At 71.2% G+C, this 14818-nt stretch carries 10 protein-coding genes; 2 read left to right on the top strand and 8 right to left on the bottom strand.

The features are described 5' to 3' along the window. Nucleotides 1–122 precede the first annotated feature (122 nt). The gene (locus WMF45_RS51040; RefSeq protein WP_437714757.1) at nt 123–1574 is read left to right on the top strand and encodes a hypothetical protein; all 1452 of its coding nucleotides are present in this window, start codon (nt 123–125) and stop codon (nt 1572–1574) included. Between the two features lie 74 nt (nt 1575–1648). Here the strand turns inward: WMF45_RS51040 and WMF45_RS51035 are convergent, their stop codons facing one another. The 3 genes from WMF45_RS51035 to WMF45_RS51025 form a co-directional block, all read right to left on the bottom strand. Next, nucleotides 1649–3235 carry an MSCRAMM family protein gene (locus WMF45_RS51035; protein ID WP_437714755.1) on the bottom strand — a complete coding sequence of 529 codons (1587 nt, stop codon included), beginning with the start codon at nt 3233–3235 and terminating at the stop codon, nt 1649–1651. Between the two features lie 251 nt (nt 3236–3486). Continuing rightward, complete coding sequence (locus WMF45_RS51030) at nt 3487–3990, bottom strand: hypothetical protein (RefSeq protein ID WP_437714753.1); 504 nt, start codon at nt 3988–3990, stop codon at nt 3487–3489. Between the two features lie 823 nt (nt 3991–4813). Further along, on the bottom strand, nt 4814–8326 hold the full coding sequence (locus WMF45_RS51025) for a DVUA0089 family protein (RefSeq protein ID WP_437714751.1): 3513 nt from the start codon (nt 8324–8326) through the stop codon (nt 4814–4816). A 5-nt stretch (nt 8327–8331) separates the two neighbouring features. Between WMF45_RS51025 and WMF45_RS51020 the strand changes: the two genes are divergently transcribed. Then, nucleotides 8332–8469, top strand: coding sequence for a hypothetical protein (locus tag WMF45_RS51020; RefSeq protein ID WP_437714749.1), 138 nt, complete (start codon nt 8332–8334; stop codon nt 8467–8469). Nucleotides 8470–8485: 16 nt separating this feature from the next. Here WMF45_RS51020 and WMF45_RS51015 read toward each other — a convergent pair whose 3' ends face one another. The 5 genes from WMF45_RS51015 to WMF45_RS50995 form a co-directional block, all read right to left on the bottom strand. Next, nucleotides 8486–9127, bottom strand: a complete 642-nt coding sequence (locus tag WMF45_RS51015; RefSeq protein WP_437714747.1) for an NAD(P)-dependent oxidoreductase — start codon at nt 9125–9127, stop codon at nt 8486–8488. Between the two features lie 102 nt (nt 9128–9229). Further along, a complete protein-coding gene (locus WMF45_RS51010) occupies nt 9230–10003 on the bottom strand; it encodes an endonuclease/exonuclease/phosphatase family protein (RefSeq protein ID WP_437548265.1) in 774 nt (257 codons plus the stop codon). A gap of 159 nt (nt 10004–10162) precedes the next feature. Continuing rightward, nucleotides 10163–10729: a cytochrome c maturation protein CcmE gene (locus tag WMF45_RS51005; protein ID WP_437714745.1), complete on the bottom strand. Its 567-nt coding sequence runs from the start codon at nt 10727–10729 to the stop codon at nt 10163–10165. Nucleotides 10730–10956: 227 nt separating this feature from the next. Next, entirely contained in the window at nt 10957–12321 is a 1365-nt protein-coding gene (locus WMF45_RS51000) for an RNA polymerase sigma factor (protein ID WP_437714743.1), read from the bottom strand. Nucleotides 12322–12636: 315 nt separating this feature from the next. Then, nucleotides 12637–13290 (bottom strand): sigma-70 family RNA polymerase sigma factor, encoded by a 654-nt coding sequence (locus WMF45_RS50995; RefSeq protein WP_437714742.1) that lies wholly within the window; start codon nt 13288–13290, stop codon nt 12637–12639. Nucleotides 13291–14818: the final 1528 nt, after the last annotated feature.

Genomic DNA, 14818 nt, shown 5'->3' with positions numbered 1-14818 from the left:
TCTTACCACCACATTTCGCCCCGGACGTAACAATTCCAGTGAATCCGGGCTCTTTTCGCTGTTGTCGCAAGTTTTGCTGCGTTCCGTTGTCGAGCGCTGTACCTCTCTTTCAGGAGAACACCATGCGACTTGCTCTTCCCCTGTCAGCGGTCACAGCGATGTCTCTCGCGCTCGCCGCCTGCGGCGACGACGACCAGATCTCACCGTTGGGAGCGGCGTCCAGCGCAGGCGGCCAGGGCGGCCAGGGCGGTGACGACGGCGAGGGCATCGCGCCGGACGGGAAGGCGGACGGCGAGGCCTGCGCGGTCAACGAGGACTGCCTCGGCGGGCTCTGCTTGACCGAGGAGGACTTCGGCTGGGCGGGCGGCTACTGCACAAGGCTCTGCGACACGGACCTCTTGCCCTGCGGTGAGGGCTCCGAGTGCCTGCCGCAGGGCAGCTTCTCGCTCTGCCTCAAGTCCTGTGAAGAGGCGTCCGACTGCGGGAGGGCGGGACAGGCGTGCGTCGACGTGACCGACGACGGGTGGACGATGTGCTTTGGCGGCTGCGACGACGACGCGCAGTGCAAGGGCGCCTGCGACGAGGACTCGGCGTTCTGCGTCTCGTCGGGTGAGATCTGCGACAGCGGCGAGGACGAGGACAAGGACGGCCTGCAGGACTGCGAGGAGCGCGACTGCTCGACGAAGGCAGCGTGCGTCGAGAGCGTCGCCGCGGCGTGCGCGGAGGCCACCGACGTCTCCGAGGGCGGCAGGTTCACCGGCACGACGGAGGCCGGCACCAACCTGTTCGCGGCGCTCTGCCCCGGTATCATCACGTCCGTCACGGGCACGGGCATGCGAGAGCGGGTCTTCCGGTTCGTCGCGCCGGCGAAGGGCGCGGTCCAGATCGCCGCGACGGCGACGGCGCCGGAAGCCGACTTCGACTGGTACATCCGGGCGAGCTGCGACGACGAGACGACGCTGCTCGGCTGCGTCACTGCGTTCACACCGGAAGACGCCCCGCTGGAGCTGCTCACCGAGCCCGGTCAGACCTATTTCATCTTCATCGAGGGCAAGAACGGGATGGACGCGTCGTACACGCTCGACGTGTCCTTCGCGGAGGAGATCTGCGGGGACGAAGCGCGCGTCGGCACGGAGGAGTGCGACGACGGAGACGCCGTGGACGACAACGTGTGCAGCGACGAGTGCAAGGTGAACCTGGAGCCCCTGTGCGCGGCCGCGGCCACGCTCGCGGAGGCAACGACGGTGGGCGACACCTCCCAGGGCACGCAGGGCGTCACGGCGTCGTGCGGCGGCGAAGGCGGGGAGCTCGTGTACAGGTATACCCCGGAGGAGAGCGGCAAACTGACGATCACGGCGACGCCGGAGGGTTACGCCGATGTCGTCCTCTACGCGCGCAGCGACTGCGCAGACCAGGGCAGCGAGCTCGCCTGCGCGGATGATCCCTTCGAGTCCGGGTGGGCCGAGTCGATCACGGTGACGGCGACGGCAGGCCAGTCGTTCGACATCTTCGTCGACAGCTACAACGCCGCCACCTCGGGGCCGTTCACGCTGACCATCGCCCCGGCGGAGTGACGTGAAAACGCGGACCGGCCGTCCAGGAGGCTCCGCCTCCGGACAGCCGGGAGATCGCGCTGGCGCGGAGCTCGCTACCGCTGCGGGAGCTCGGCCTCCTGGCCCTTCATGCTGGGCAGGTCGATCACCTGGAGATCCGCCGTCTTGACCTCGCCCGCCTTCACTTGCACGCCGGTCCCGATGCTCGTCGACTCGACGTTGATGATGTAGCCGCCGGCCGGGAGCCCGGACGCGCGGAACGAGCCGTCCTCCGCGGTGACGGGGTAGAACATGCCGATCGCGCCGTCGTCCCCGATCTGGGTGGCCATCATGAGGCGAGCCCCCGGGAGCGGCTTGCCGGCCACCGTGACGCGGCCGCGGATCTCCCCGGTGCCCCGGGGCGCAAAGGCGATGTCGTGCTGCGTTGTCTTCCCGTCCTCGATGCCGACCGCCGCGAGCATCACCTCCTCGCCTCGCCGCATCATGACGCGCAGCTCGCCGGGCGGGACCTGGTCGAAGTGGAAGGTGCCGTCCTCGTCGCTCACCGTGTTCACGAAGCCGATCGGGCGGTGCATGAGCGTGAGCCGGGCGCCGGCGATGGGCTTGCCCTCGGCGTCTCGCGCCACGCCGGAGAGGCTGCCGCCGGGCGACATCACGAGCTTCACCGGCTTCAGGCCCTCGCAGCCCGCGACCTCGATCTCGGTCGAGCTCACGGCGTTGCTGCCGTCGTAGCCGCGGACGACGACCGTGCCCTTCGGCACGTGCGGCAGGCTGAAGGAGCCGTCGTCCTCGGTCTGCGCCTGCGCGGCGGCCTCCATGGACAGGCTGCTCAGCTCGCCGACGGCGAAGAGCGACTCGGCGTCCACGTACACCCCGGGCAGCGGAGCGCCGGACGAGTCCACCGCCTGTCCGGTCAAGGTACATCCCTTCGAGAGGGTCAGATCCATCTTCTCGACGTCTCCGGCGCGCACGTTGACGTTCGTGGAGAACGCGGGCGCGAACTCCGCCGCCGTCGCCCTGACGACGACGTCCCACGAGGGCAGCTGATCGACGCGGAACGAGCCGTCCGGGCTCTCGAACGTCCGAGAGAACAGGGGCGGCGTCGCGGGCGTCTCCGCCGTCACGGCCGAGAGGATGTCGATCGAGAAGCGGCGCACGGGCTCGCCCCGCTCGTCCAGCACGCGCCCCTCGATGACGCCGCTCTTCGGCAGCACGAGGCTCACCGCCTCGCCGGGGCGCGCCGTTGTCGACGTGGTCCCGTATCCATCGACGCTCGCGCTCAGCTGATAGGTGCCGTCCGGGAGTGTGAGCTCGAACCGCCCTCCATCGTCGCTCTTCACGGAGCCCGCGGTCGAGAGCACGTTGCCGGCCACCTCGAAGGTCATGGCGACGACGGTCGCGCCGGAGAGGGTGTTCCCGTCCGTGCCATAGACGAGGCCGCTGATGGTGGGCTTCGCCTCCTCCTTCGCCGCCGGCGCCGCGCCGCGCACGAGCGCCCTGTTGCGGTAGCGGACGTGCTTCTCGGCCCCGGCGGCCGGGCCCATCGCCCCGGCGGTCTGCTCGTCCCCGGAGCGGAAGGCGAGGAAGAGGGCGACGCCGGCGAGGGCGGCCAGGAGCAATCCGGCGGCGATCCACAGGGGCCGGCGCGAGGGGTTCCGTTGCGACGAACTCGGTTGCATCATTGTTCCTCCAGACAAGTTGACCTGGCTAGAGCCCTCGAGCCGGGAGCTCGGCAGAGGCGGAGAAGAGAAAGGGGCCGCCGGCGTTCCGCCGGCGCCCCCTCCTCAATCCGCACGACGCGATCGACGAGCGCCTCCCCGACCTGCCCGGGGCCGATACTATGGGCTTTCTGCAGGGAGGCTCTCGCCGATCGGTCGGACGCCGGGCGCCGTCTCAGAGCCCAGTGAAGACCGGTCTCAAAGGCACGCCGTCATCAGTAGCAGTGCGGGGCGAACGTGACCGGCGTGGGCATCGACAGCGCGGAATAGAACTGGATCGTCGACTTGATCGTGCCGGTGTAGTCGTCCTCCATGCCCACGAAGTTGCAGATGGGCGCCTTCTGGAGCCGTGAGGTGATGCCGGAGCTGGGCGGGAACGCCACGGTGCTGGGCGGGATCGCCACGGAAGGCAGGAGCGAGATGCTCCCGTCCGTGAAGTAGAAGGAGTTCCAGTCGCAGTCGTTGGCTCCGATCGTCGTCGCCTGGCGAAGGAAGAGGTTGGCGGCGACCGCGGCGCCCGGGGCCGCCACGACTCCCCACTTGCCCACGTAGCCGCACTCATCGTTGAACGGGGTGCCCGCCTGCTCGGCCAGCTGGAAGACGGTCTGACCGACCGGCACCTTCCTCAGGCCGGTCTTCATCGACACGTTGTAGACACAGTCGTTCCGGATGGCCATGGCGCTGCCCGAGATCGACGTGATGGTTGCGAAAGCGAGCACCCAACGAGCAAAATTCTTCATGAGAAATACCTCCGAGGAATCGAATCTGTGGTGAAGTTTGATGCAGATACCTATCCAGATCGTCACCCAAGGGATGCAATCCCCCGGGGCCTGCGCCAGGAGAGCGGTGCCCCGACGGGAGCGACGCACGTCGTCGTCGTCCCGTCACGGTCACGCTCCCGGAGGAACCCGCCCCGAGGTCATGACGCGAACAACAGGAGACTATTCTCCCTGCGGTCTCACGCAAGCACTTTTGACTGGCATCTTTCCGGTCAAAAACAGGACGGAGTTAGAACCAGGGAGAATACCGGCACTCCTCGACAATCAACTCATGTCCTCTGCCTCGAACGCACCCCGCGGGCTCCTACATCCGGCCGAAGCATCACGCACCCGCGCCGAGATGCGGTGTGCGGCGGCGCCGCGAGGCGCGGCCGAGGGCGGGAATCGCGGGGCGACGCCGGGGCGGGCGCGCGGCGTCGGACGCGCGGGCGAGGCACAAGGCAGCTCCGTGCCGCCCCCGGCGCTCGATCTACCTACCTACCTACGTACCTACCGAAGACCTCCCGCGAAGGTGCTTGTGGGTAGGGCCCCCTCATGCGGCTCCGATGAGCACCGCCGAGCCACACCGCGCGGCGGCGCGACGGAGCGCGGCAGTCCCGCGATGATGGGATATCGAGACATCGAGTCGCCGCGCGGCGGCGGGTGCGTCCCGGCCTCCCGGCGGCGCGCGACGCCGGACGCTCCGCTGACGGGCGCGGACGCGCGCCGTCCCGGCCGGATGGGGCCACCGGTGCTCCCGGACGTCCGGCGGCGTCCGCGCTCGTCAGCGGAGCGTGACGGCCAGCCGGTACGCGAAGAGGGCGGCGGCGCCCGAGGCGCCAGACGCGGCGCGGACGCGGAGGAAGTACCGCCCCGCCGGTAGCGCGTGAGCCCCGGGGTGGCGCGGGGCGTCCCCGGTGCCGTCGAGCATCGAGCAGTTGCCCCGGCCGCCGTCGTCATCGTCCGCGAGGAGCGAGCCCGCGGCGTCGAGCAGCGACAGCCGGCTGTCGATCTCGAGCGACTCGCACGCTTCCTCGCCGCCCTCGATGATCTCCGCGCGGATCGACAGGTTCTCCGGGACATCCACGGCGTAGAAGTCGAAATCGTCGGTCGTCCGCGCGCCGGCGATGAACGCATCGGATCCGACGGATCCGCTCGCGGTGGCGATGGTGCCATTCGGCTCCTCCTCGGCGCCCGCCGGCGCGAGGATCTTGGCCTGGAGGAGGTAGAGCGGAAATTCCGCGCCGCCCTCGCGCGCCGCGACCTCGACGTCGTGGTCGCCGGGAGGCAACGCCACGACGAGCGCCGAGCATCCGCCGATGCCGCCCGCGTACGCGGTGTCGGAGAGCCCCTCGTCCGTCGCGACCGTCCCGCCCGCCGCGTCGAGCACGCGGAGCGTCGTGAGGAGGCCTCCCTCGCAGCCCGCCGCGGTGCCGTCGAAGACCTCGAGGCGCACGACCGAGGCGACAGGCAAGCTCAGGCGGAACACGTCCCTGTCGCCGCCCGCGGCGAGGCTCGCCGCGAGCAGCGCGTCGCCCGAGATCACGAGATCGCTCGCCCCGGCCTGCGCGGGGGTGTCGTTCGGCTCGATCTCGGCGGTCACCGCCTCGAGCTGGCAGGCGGGGCTGCACCCGTCGCCGCCCGCGGCATTGCCGTCGTCGCACCCCTCCGGCGCGTCGCGCAGGCCGTCGCCGCAGACCGGGAGCCTCTCGCAGCGGGCGCTGCACCCCGCGCCGCCGTCGCACTCCTCCGCGCCCTCCCTCACGCCGTCGCCGCACGAGGCGTCGAGCGAGACCCGCAGCGTGTAGCGGGCCCCCGGCTGCTCCGGGAAGCCGCTGACCCGGACATGGTATGTCCCGGGATCCAGGCGGCGCGCCGCGGCCCCGCCGGGGCTCCTCGAGTCGATGAGCGAGCAGGCGCCGATCCCGCCGTCGTCGTCGGAGGCGAGCACGGTCACCCCGTCCGGCGAGAGGAGGGAGAGGACCGTGTCGACGCCCTCGGCGCACCGCGCGGGGCCGCTCGAGTCGAAGGTCTCGAGCCGGAGGTCGGAGACGGTCGTGACCTGCAGGGCGAAGAGATCGACATCGCTGTCCGGCTCGATCGCGCCGGACACGAGCGCTCCCGGCGCGACAGCGCCGTTCGCCTCGGCCTCGGCAGGGGTCGAGTTGGGCTCGATCTCGGCGATCGCGCCCTCGATCCGACATGCGGCGTCGCAGCCATCCCCGCCTCCCATGTTGCCGTCATCGCAGATCTCGGGCTCGTCGATGAAGCCGTCTCCGCACACCGGGATGCGCTGGCACGTCGCCCCGCACGCGGCGCCGCCGTCGCACTCCTCCAGGCCCTCGACCACGCCGTCGCCGCAGAGGGCCGTCGTCCGCGCGCGCACGGTATATCCAGCGATGGAGTCTCCTCCATAGTCCTGGACGCGCACGTAGTAGACGCCCGGCGCGGTGACGGCGGCGCGGAGTCGGGAGCACCTGGCTTCGCCGCCGTCGTTGTCCTCGGCGATCACGGCGCCGTCGGGCCCGAGGAGCCGCACCACGGTGTCGATGCCGCGGCACGAGGTCGGGCCGGTCACGTCGAAGGTCTCCACCTCCAGCTCGGCCACGCCCGGGACGTCGACGGCGAAGAAGTCGAGCTCTCCCGGCGGAGAGATCGACGCCGTGAACAGCGCCCCCGCCGCGGTCGCCCGCCCCGCGGTGGCCTGGCCTCTCGCGTCGTTCGGCTCGATCTCCGGGAGGGTCCCCTCGAGCTGGCACGCGGCGCTGCAGCCATCTCCGCCCTCGGTCCCGCCGTCGTCGCACGCCTCGCCGCCGTCGATGGCTCCATCGCCGCACACCGGGATCCGCGCGCATTCCGAGGAACACCGCTCCCCGCCGTCGCACGCCTCGCCTTCCTCGATCACCCCATTGCCGCAGAGCGCGGTGAAGGCGACGAGGAGGTCGTATCCGGGGATGGACGCGTCGTTGTTGAACTCCTCGACGGTCACATAATACGTGCCCGGCTGGAGCCGTGTCGCCCTGTCGTCGACGCTCCAGTCGATGAGCGAGCAAGCCTCGGGGCCGCTGTCGTCGTCGCTCGCCAGCACCGTCGCGCCGTCCGCGTCGAGCAGCTGGAGGAAGGTGTCGACTCCCTCGGCGCACTCGTTCAGCCGCCCGGGGCTGAACGTCGCGAGCTGGACGTCCGCGAGGCCCGGCACCTCGAAGGCGAAGACGTCGATATCGCCGAGCGGCTCGATCGCCGCCGAGACGAGCACGTTCGGCCGCAGCCCGGCGCGCCCGCCCGCCTCCGCCGCGGTGTCGTTCGGCTCGACCTCGGGAGAGCGGAGCTCCAGCTCGCACGCCGCGCTGCAACCGTCACCGCCGGTCGTGTCGCCGTCGTCGCAGAGCTCCGGATCCTCCAGCACGCCGTCGCCGCACACCGACGTATCCAGCGTGAGGGAGAGCGTGTAGTCGAACGTCGCGGGCTCCGCTCCAGGGGAGATCTGCACGCGGACGAAATACTCGCCAGGGGCCAGCTTGCGCAGCGCCAGGAAAGAACAGTAGTCGTCGTCGGCGACATCGTCGTTGTCCTCGATGCTCGCCAGGCTCGCGTCAAAGATCGTCACATGGGTATCGACGCCGAGCGAGCTGCACGTCGTGCCCAGCGGGCCGTCGAGCGTCTCTGCCTTGATGCGCCCTACCGACCCCTCGGGGACGGTCACGGAGAACACGTCCACGTCGGATTCGGGGTCGATGAACGCGCGGATCCGACCGCCGGGCGCGATGGCGAAGGCGTCGTTGGCCGACGCGAATCCGTCGTTCGGCTCGACCTCGCAGCCGGACTCGAGCTGACACGCGCGCGAGCAGCAATCGCCGTCCTTGTCGCCGCCGTCATCGCAGGTCTCCGCGCCGCCCAGCGCGCCGTCGCCGCACCCGCTCGTACACACGCTCGGCGCCCCGGCGCACGCGAACCCAGGCTCGATCGCGCAACCCGGATCGCACCCGTCGCCGGCCGTCCGATTCCCATCGTCGCACATCTCGGCAGGAGCGCTGATCGCCCCATCGCCGCACACCGCGCCGGGCGCGCCGCCCTGCCCCCCGGTGCCGCCTTCTCCGCCGTTACCGCTTTCTACACCGCTGCCGCCCTGTCCGCCGCTGCCGCCCTGTCCATGACTGCCGCCCTCTCCGCCGTTGCCCCCGACTGCGGACACCTCGATCTTGCTGCGGTCCGGTGAGACGAGCAGATCGCACCCGCTCAGGGCAATCAGCGCCGCACCGAGGAACCATGGGAGAGCGGTCCTGGGGGAGAAAATCATGGTTTATGAGGCCTCTGCTCGGCAGCATCGCGAGGATCACGGTGATCGCGGCATTCGCGGCGATCACCGCAGGCGCGCCGCAGGCTGGCCACGACGGCGGGGGCGGCAGCAGACCGATGCTCCGCGGCCGCGTCAAGAGATGACGACCGCGCCGCGCCCTCAGTACGTCACGACGATCGCCTTGCGGAGGTACTCTTCGCTCTCCAGCTGGGAGAGCATGAAATACGCCAGATCCTCGCGCGAGATCGTGGGGCCGCCAAAGAGGTAGCCCTCCGGCGGTGAGGGGTCGACTTCGGCGCGGCACTCCTTGGTGAGCCGCCCGTCGGTGAGCTTGGGGACGCGCACGACGGTCCAGGCCACATCGCTCCGGCGGAGGGCCTCTTCCATGCGCAGCATGTCGGAATACCTGTTGCGGAGCATCGGCTTGACCAGGAGCCGGAACCAGAGCGCAGGCTGCTGCTCCTCGCCGATGCCCGCGGCGGTGACGGCGATCAGGCGGCGAACGCCATGCTCCTTCATCGCGCGCAGGACGTGGACGATGCCGTCCGAGTAAACGCGCGTCGGGCCCATGCCGCGCGACCCCAGGGCCGAGAGGACGGCGTCGTGGCCGGACACGGCGCGCGACACCTGCTCGGCATCCATGATGTCGCCGCGGAGCGCGCGCAGCCGCTCATGGTGCGGGACAGGGATGGTGGCGGGCGTGCGCGCGAATGCCGAGACCTCGTGTCCAGCCTCCAGCGCCTGACGGATCAACGCGGCGCCCGTGCCCCCGGTCGCCCCCAAGATCAGCAGCCTGCTCATGTGCCGCCAGCCTACCCGGTCCGCCGCAGCGGGTACAGTTTGCGCCCGGAGGCCTCATCCATCGAGATCTGCTGGAGATCCGGGCGAGCGGGGCCCAGCCCTTCAGGCCCCGAGCCGCAGCCACGCGGCCACGCCGAGGTGATCCGAGCCGGAGAACGGCGCCCGCTCGCAGCGCGTGATCGCCCACCCCTCGCCCGGTTGAACGAAGACATAATCGATGCGGCGCAGCGGCAGGCCCGCGGGCCAGGTGCCGCCCGCCTTGCCGGGGTGCGCCTGCGTCCAGGCGTCGAGCCAGGAGCCGTTTCCGGCGCTCGCCTGGAGATAACAGACCGCCTCCTCGCTGGGGAGCGCGTTGAAGTCGCCCATCAGCACGGCGCCGTGGCTCCCCGACTTCTGGCGCTCGCGCGCGGCGAAGCTCACGAGCTCGCGCACGGTGCGCGCCCGCGCGCGCTTCGACAGCGAGAGGTGCGTGACGAGCACGTCGACCACCGCGCCGGCGTGCCGGATCGCGGCGCGCAGGACGACGCGCTGGCTGTCGCGCTCGAACGGGTCGTCGCGATCGAGCGTGAGCGCCTCCACGGAGTGATCGAGCACCTCGATGTCCTCCCGGCAGAGCAGCGCGACCCCCTCGCACTCGCCGCTCGCGGCGACCCTGCCCGGCGCGAACCAGGCCCTGTATCCGCCGGCGAGCCGCGAGAGCTCCCCGGCCTGGCCGAGGTCGCCGCTCGCCGCCGGCGCGTGCACCTCCTGGAGCCCGAGGAGGCCGGGGCGCAGATCGCCGATGAGCCTGGCAAGCATCGTCCGGCGCCGCTCCCAGAGGGCGACTCCCCCCCAGATGTTCTGCGTCAGGACGACGAGATCGCGATCGTGGCTCAAATGCCTCCTCCTCGGGCGTCGGTCCGGGGATGTCTCTTAACCAGCTCGTCGAGGAGGCTCAAGGTCCCGCGAGCGAGCCAGTCGGCGGCTTGCCGGGGAGCGGGGAGATGGATCCGGGCGTGTCGGCGCCGCGCGGCGGCGCCTTTGGGAGGGGAGCGCTCAGTTGAGCGAGAGCGGGCCCGCGCCGGGCTGGGCGCCGCCCTTCATCTCGTGCGAGTTGGGATCGTACTTGGAGGTGCACTTGGCCATCACGAGGCTCGCCTCGAAGTCGCCGCCCTGCGAGAGCGTGCCCTCGACGGTCACCTGGACGCCGCCGCTCGGGACGTCGCGGAAGGTGTCGGGGATGACGCACTGGGCGTAGCGCACGGGCAGCGGCGCCTGCGTGCCGTGGATCTGGAAGCGGTACTCGCAAGGCGAATCGCGCTTGACCAGCGTGCCGGGCACGAGCTCGCCCTCGACCCGGACCTTGCGGCCGGTGAGCTTGTCCTTCGACGCGAGCAGCTGGTCGACCGGCGTCGCGTAGACGGCCGCTTCCTTGAAGCCGACGAGGAACAGGGCGACGAGCGCGCCCACCATGACGAGCAGCGTCGCCAGCAGGCCGAGGCTGCGCGACGGGCGCGCCTTCGGCGCCGGGCTCGCCGCGGCCGGCTTCACCACCGCCGGCGTATCCTGCTGCTCTGCAAGAGACAGCGCCTGGGCCAACTCGTCGTCCAGCTTCTTGCTCATCGTGGATAGGTACAGGCTAGCCCGCGCCCCGCGGACGGTCGAGCACCACCTGCACGGCCTCGGGTCCGGCCGGCGGCGCCCTCCCGTTTGGGCGCTGCGGCGGACAGCCGTACCGGAGTTCTCCCTCGCGAGCGGACCCGACGAACCCGTGCGCCCGCTCGCGGACGGTCGAAGCGCGGGCCGTGTCGTCGGTCGGGGGCGAAGCGCAGAAGAGCACGCGGAGGCCCTCATGGGCTGCTCACGGCCAACTCGATGGCGGGGAGAAACACGGCGTGGGGGTACGCCGCGCGGAGCCGCTCGGCGCGCGCGCGGGCGTCGGCACGCCGCCCGGCCTGGACGAGGGCCTGGATGGCCAGCGCCTCGCGCAGCTGGCCTCTCGGGCTGCGCGGGTAATTCCGCTCGTGCAAAGCCAGCACGTCGAGCGCCTCTGTCGCCTTCCCTTCGCTGAGCGCAATTCCAGCGCTGCTGAGCAACGCGCTCTCCTCCGTCGTGTCGCGCTCGCTGGGCGGAGCCGCCTTGCGGGAGGGGGCGCGTGACGGCGCCACAGCCGCCTTCGCCACGAGCGCCGGGGGCTCAGCGTTCCCGACGATCGCGGCCACGGCGCGCCCGTCTGCGGCGCCCCTGCTGCGCCCGTCCCCGGCGCGCTCGGCTCGCTCGGGCGCGGCGCCGTCGGCCTCGGCGCGGACGGACACCACCGGCGCCGCAGCAGGCGGCGGGAGCATGGCATAGACCAGGCCGGCGCCGGCCCCGACGCCCCAGAGGAACAGCGCCGCCCCCGCCTTGATGAGCCTGGATCGCGCGATCGTGACGACCAGGGGCGTGCGCTTCTCCCCGGTGACACCGGCGGCCTCCACCGCGTTCCCGGGGCGGCGCCGGTGGGACGACGTAGCACCTGCATCGGGCTGTGTTGCACGGGCGCCGGCGAGGCTGTCCGCGCCGCGGGCCAGCCCTCCTGTCGAAGCGAGCGACCGCTGGAGCCGCGCCCAGAGCGGCCCGGCGAGGTCGTGCGAGAGGCCGAGCCGGACCCCGCCTGCATCGAACAGCAGGGGTCTATCGGCCAGGGCGAACGGCGCCAGGGCGAAGCGCAGGCGACGAAGGCCGAGCGCGTCCGGGTCCCGCGCGGAGAGTCGTTTGACCGCGGCAGTGAACTCGCTGCGAGCGCGTCTCAGCCGATCCCATGCGGTGTTCACGGGGATCTGGAGGGCCTGCGCGATGTCGCGCATGTCGCTTCCCTCGAGGTCGTAGAGCACGAACACCGCTCGTCGTTCCCTCTCGATGCGCTGGATGAGCTCGCGGACGATACGCTGGGTCTCGGCCTGTGCGACCCGGCGCTCGGCGTCGAGCCCTGGGTCCGCGAGCTCGATGGGCTCGACATCGCCGGGATCGAGCAGCTCCCGCTGGTTCCGGGCGAGCTGCAGGTGCCGAAGGGCGACATGCGCGCTGATTCCCGCGACCCACGATTTGAGCGACAGGCGAGGATCCTGGTCCTTGAGGCGGCGGTGAACGACGAGAAACACCTCGTGAGCGACATCGTGGAGATCCCGAGACGCGACGCCGACCCGCCAGAGCACCGCGAGGACGTACGGGAGCAAGGTCTGGTAGACCTCCTCGAACGAAGGCGGCGGGGACGAGCCGGTGGCGGACGCAGGATCCCTATTGGGTCCGGCAGCGGGCTCTGGGTCCGGTGCAGGCGTCCTCTCCGGGGCGGGCGCGGACGCCGCCTCCGGGGCGGGCGCAGGCGGAGGCGCGGGCGTTGGGTCGGGCGCAGGAGGGGGCGCTGGACGCGCTCGGGGGTCTTTCATGGATAGGTAGTCCGGCGAGGCCGCCCGGCTCGTTGCGAAATCGTACACGGGCTCGACACGACCGGCCGAGCGGGTACCGAACGGAGGATCACCCCGGCGCCGGCGTCACCGAACGGCGCCGTCACCGAACGGCAGCCGCGGTGAGGCGAGCCTTTCAGCCAGCGCCCTCCTGGCGCGACGCAACCGGCTGGCAGCGGAATTGGGGTTCATGCGGCGCCTTCGTGCCCAGGCGACGAGGCTCAGGGGCCCGGCCCCAGCGAGGAGGACCTCGCGATGGCCGGCGGGGAGTGCGGCGATCTCGCGGAGCGCGGCGCGGGCGAGGAGCGCTCCCTCGATCTCCACGGGCGCCTGGCCGGCGGGCGAGAAGGGCGCGTCGAGCAGGATCTCGCAGCGGACGCAGGCGCGCTCCCGGTAATGGGACACCTGGCGCCAGACGATGCCGTGCAACCACCCGCGCAGCGCCGCGCGCGGGTGCCGCCGTGGGTCCGGGCGGTACCTCCGCGCTCGAATGGCTTCCCAGGCGCCGAGGAGCACCGTCTGGAGGAGATCCTCTCGGTCGCGGGCGGGAACGTGGAGGGCGCGGAGCAGGGGGGCGACGAACGGCCGCTCGGCCCAGAGGGCCTCGATGGAGGGCGAGACCGCCGGGTGGAGCGCCTCGTTCGGCGCGCTGCGCGCGCGGCGGCGCGCCCGGGGTCCCGGCGCATCGGAGGACAGGCGGCGGGCTTCCCGACGGCGGGGGATCGGCAACGGGTTCTTCATCGGAACGGTGTCCGGGACTGCCCCGCTCCTCGTTGCACAATCGACAGGCCTGCGTACCGCTAGGCGCCTGGACGTCGAAATTTGGCCCATTTTGCCGCGCTGGTGCAGGGCGGGGAGCTCGCCGGAGCTCTACGATCCCGGCGAAGGAGGCGGCTCCGAGCAAAACGGATCTACGTCACCCTCGAAGTCCTCGTGCTCGTCCGAGTCGGATTTTTCTGGGACCGACGCCGGCACGCGCGCGATCCTATCGCGCACGCCGGGCGGTCATGGCTTTGGAGCACGTCGAGGGGCCCCGGACCTGGGGGACGGCGATATCCGAACGGGTGCCCCGGGAAGGGACGGCACAACGTCGTTCTCGGCAAAACAGAAGCGGGAGTCGGTCAGCGCGTCGAGTACCTCGTGGCCGTACACGCCATCGGACCGGCCGATCCGCTTCACACACTCCGCGTCCGACACGCAGGACCGGCACCGCCCCTTGATGCAGAGGCCACCGCACTGCGCGTCCGTTTCACACCGGAGGCCATGCCGACGGCCACAGGTCCAGATCGCGCTGCACTTTCCTCGGTCGCAGAAGCCGTCAGCGCACTGGCTGTCGTTCGTGCACGTCACCGCGCAGCGCACCTCCTCGCACGGCCAACCGCCGCATCTGCCGTCCTTCGCGTCGGCCTTGGTGCACGCTCGGTCCGGCACGTTCTTCGACCAGCGTCGTTCGGGACAATCATCGACGATGGCCATCTCACGCGGCGAGAGCTTGAGGCCAAGCTCGTGCGCGAGCACTTCGGAGGGGAGGGGTTTGGGGTCCGGGGCCGGCGGCGCCTCCAAAGACGTCAGCCATTCCTGCGCGGAGCCTTCTGGGGCGGGTAGAGACGAGCTGCTCGCCGGAGGCGGCGGGGTGGGCAAAGGCGGTGGTGTGACCGATTCACTCGCGGGAAGCGGTGGGGGGGGCAAAGGCGGTGGCGCGGACAGCGGGACGACGCGGACAGGGTGCTCGACGCGCCATCCCCCAGGCAGCGAATCGCCCGGTGAGCAGGAGGCCATGACGGCGGCACCCATCATCGCGCCGAGCCCCAGAAGGGCGAGTCGCCGGTGCATCCAGCGCGCATGCCTCCGAGGAACGGGGACGGCCTGCTGTCGGGCCAGGAACCCTGGTTGTTCGGACAGCATGCCCCCGCTCCTATCGCCCGTGCGGCCCGATCACGGCGCAACCGCGACCACCGCTCCTTTCTCGGCGGGAGCCACAGATAAACCCAGGATGGCCGAGCTCCTTCTCACAGTCTTGGTCGGATGTGCAGGACCGGCAGCGCCCGTCGAGGCAGATCCCCGGACACCTGTCGCGGAACCGAGGGTTAGGCGCCACGTCGCCGTTCACACAGCGCTGCCCGAACCGTTCACCACAGGTCCAGATCGCGGCGCAGCGCCCTCGGTCGCAATACCCATCGCCGCACTCGCCGTCGCTCGTGCAGTCGCGCTCCGGCACACGCTGGGACCAAGGCCGGGCCTCCGGCAGCCCGGGCACATCCCGGCAATC

It is taken from the genome of Sorangium sp. So ce448 (assembly GCF_051520915.1).
GTDB classification, from domain to species: domain Bacteria; phylum Myxococcota_A; class Polyangia; order Polyangiales; family Polyangiaceae; genus Sorangium; species Sorangium cellulosum_B.
Note: the sequence above shows the minus strand (reverse complement) of the source record. Positions and strands in the feature narration are given on the sequence as shown.

What these genes read in the sequence shown, in the direction of transcription:
- WMF45_RS51025 (WP_437714751.1), bottom strand. Translation starts at nt 8,326, where the DNA reads ATGATTTTCTCCCCCAGGACCGCTCTCCCATGGTTCCTCGGTGCGGCG.
- WMF45_RS51005 (WP_437714745.1), bottom strand. Translation starts at nt 10,729, where the DNA reads ATGAGCAAGAAGCTGGACGACGAGTTGGCCCAGGCGCTGTCTCTTGCA.
- WMF45_RS51015 (WP_437714747.1), bottom strand. Translation starts at nt 9,127, where the DNA reads ATGAGCAGGCTGCTGATCTTGGGGGCGACCGGGGGCACGGGCGCCGCG.
- WMF45_RS51040 (WP_437714757.1), top strand. Translation starts at nt 123, where the DNA reads ATGCGACTTGCTCTTCCCCTGTCAGCGGTCACAGCGATGTCTCTCGCG.
- WMF45_RS50995 (WP_437714742.1), bottom strand. Translation starts at nt 13,290, where the DNA reads ATGAAGAACCCGTTGCCGATCCCCCGCCGTCGGGAAGCCCGCCGCCTG.
- WMF45_RS51020 (WP_437714749.1), top strand. Translation starts at nt 8,332, where the DNA reads ATGAGGCCTCTGCTCGGCAGCATCGCGAGGATCACGGTGATCGCGGCA.
- WMF45_RS51035 (WP_437714755.1), bottom strand. Translation starts at nt 3,235, where the DNA reads ATGATGCAACCGAGTTCGTCGCAACGGAACCCCTCGCGCCGGCCCCTG.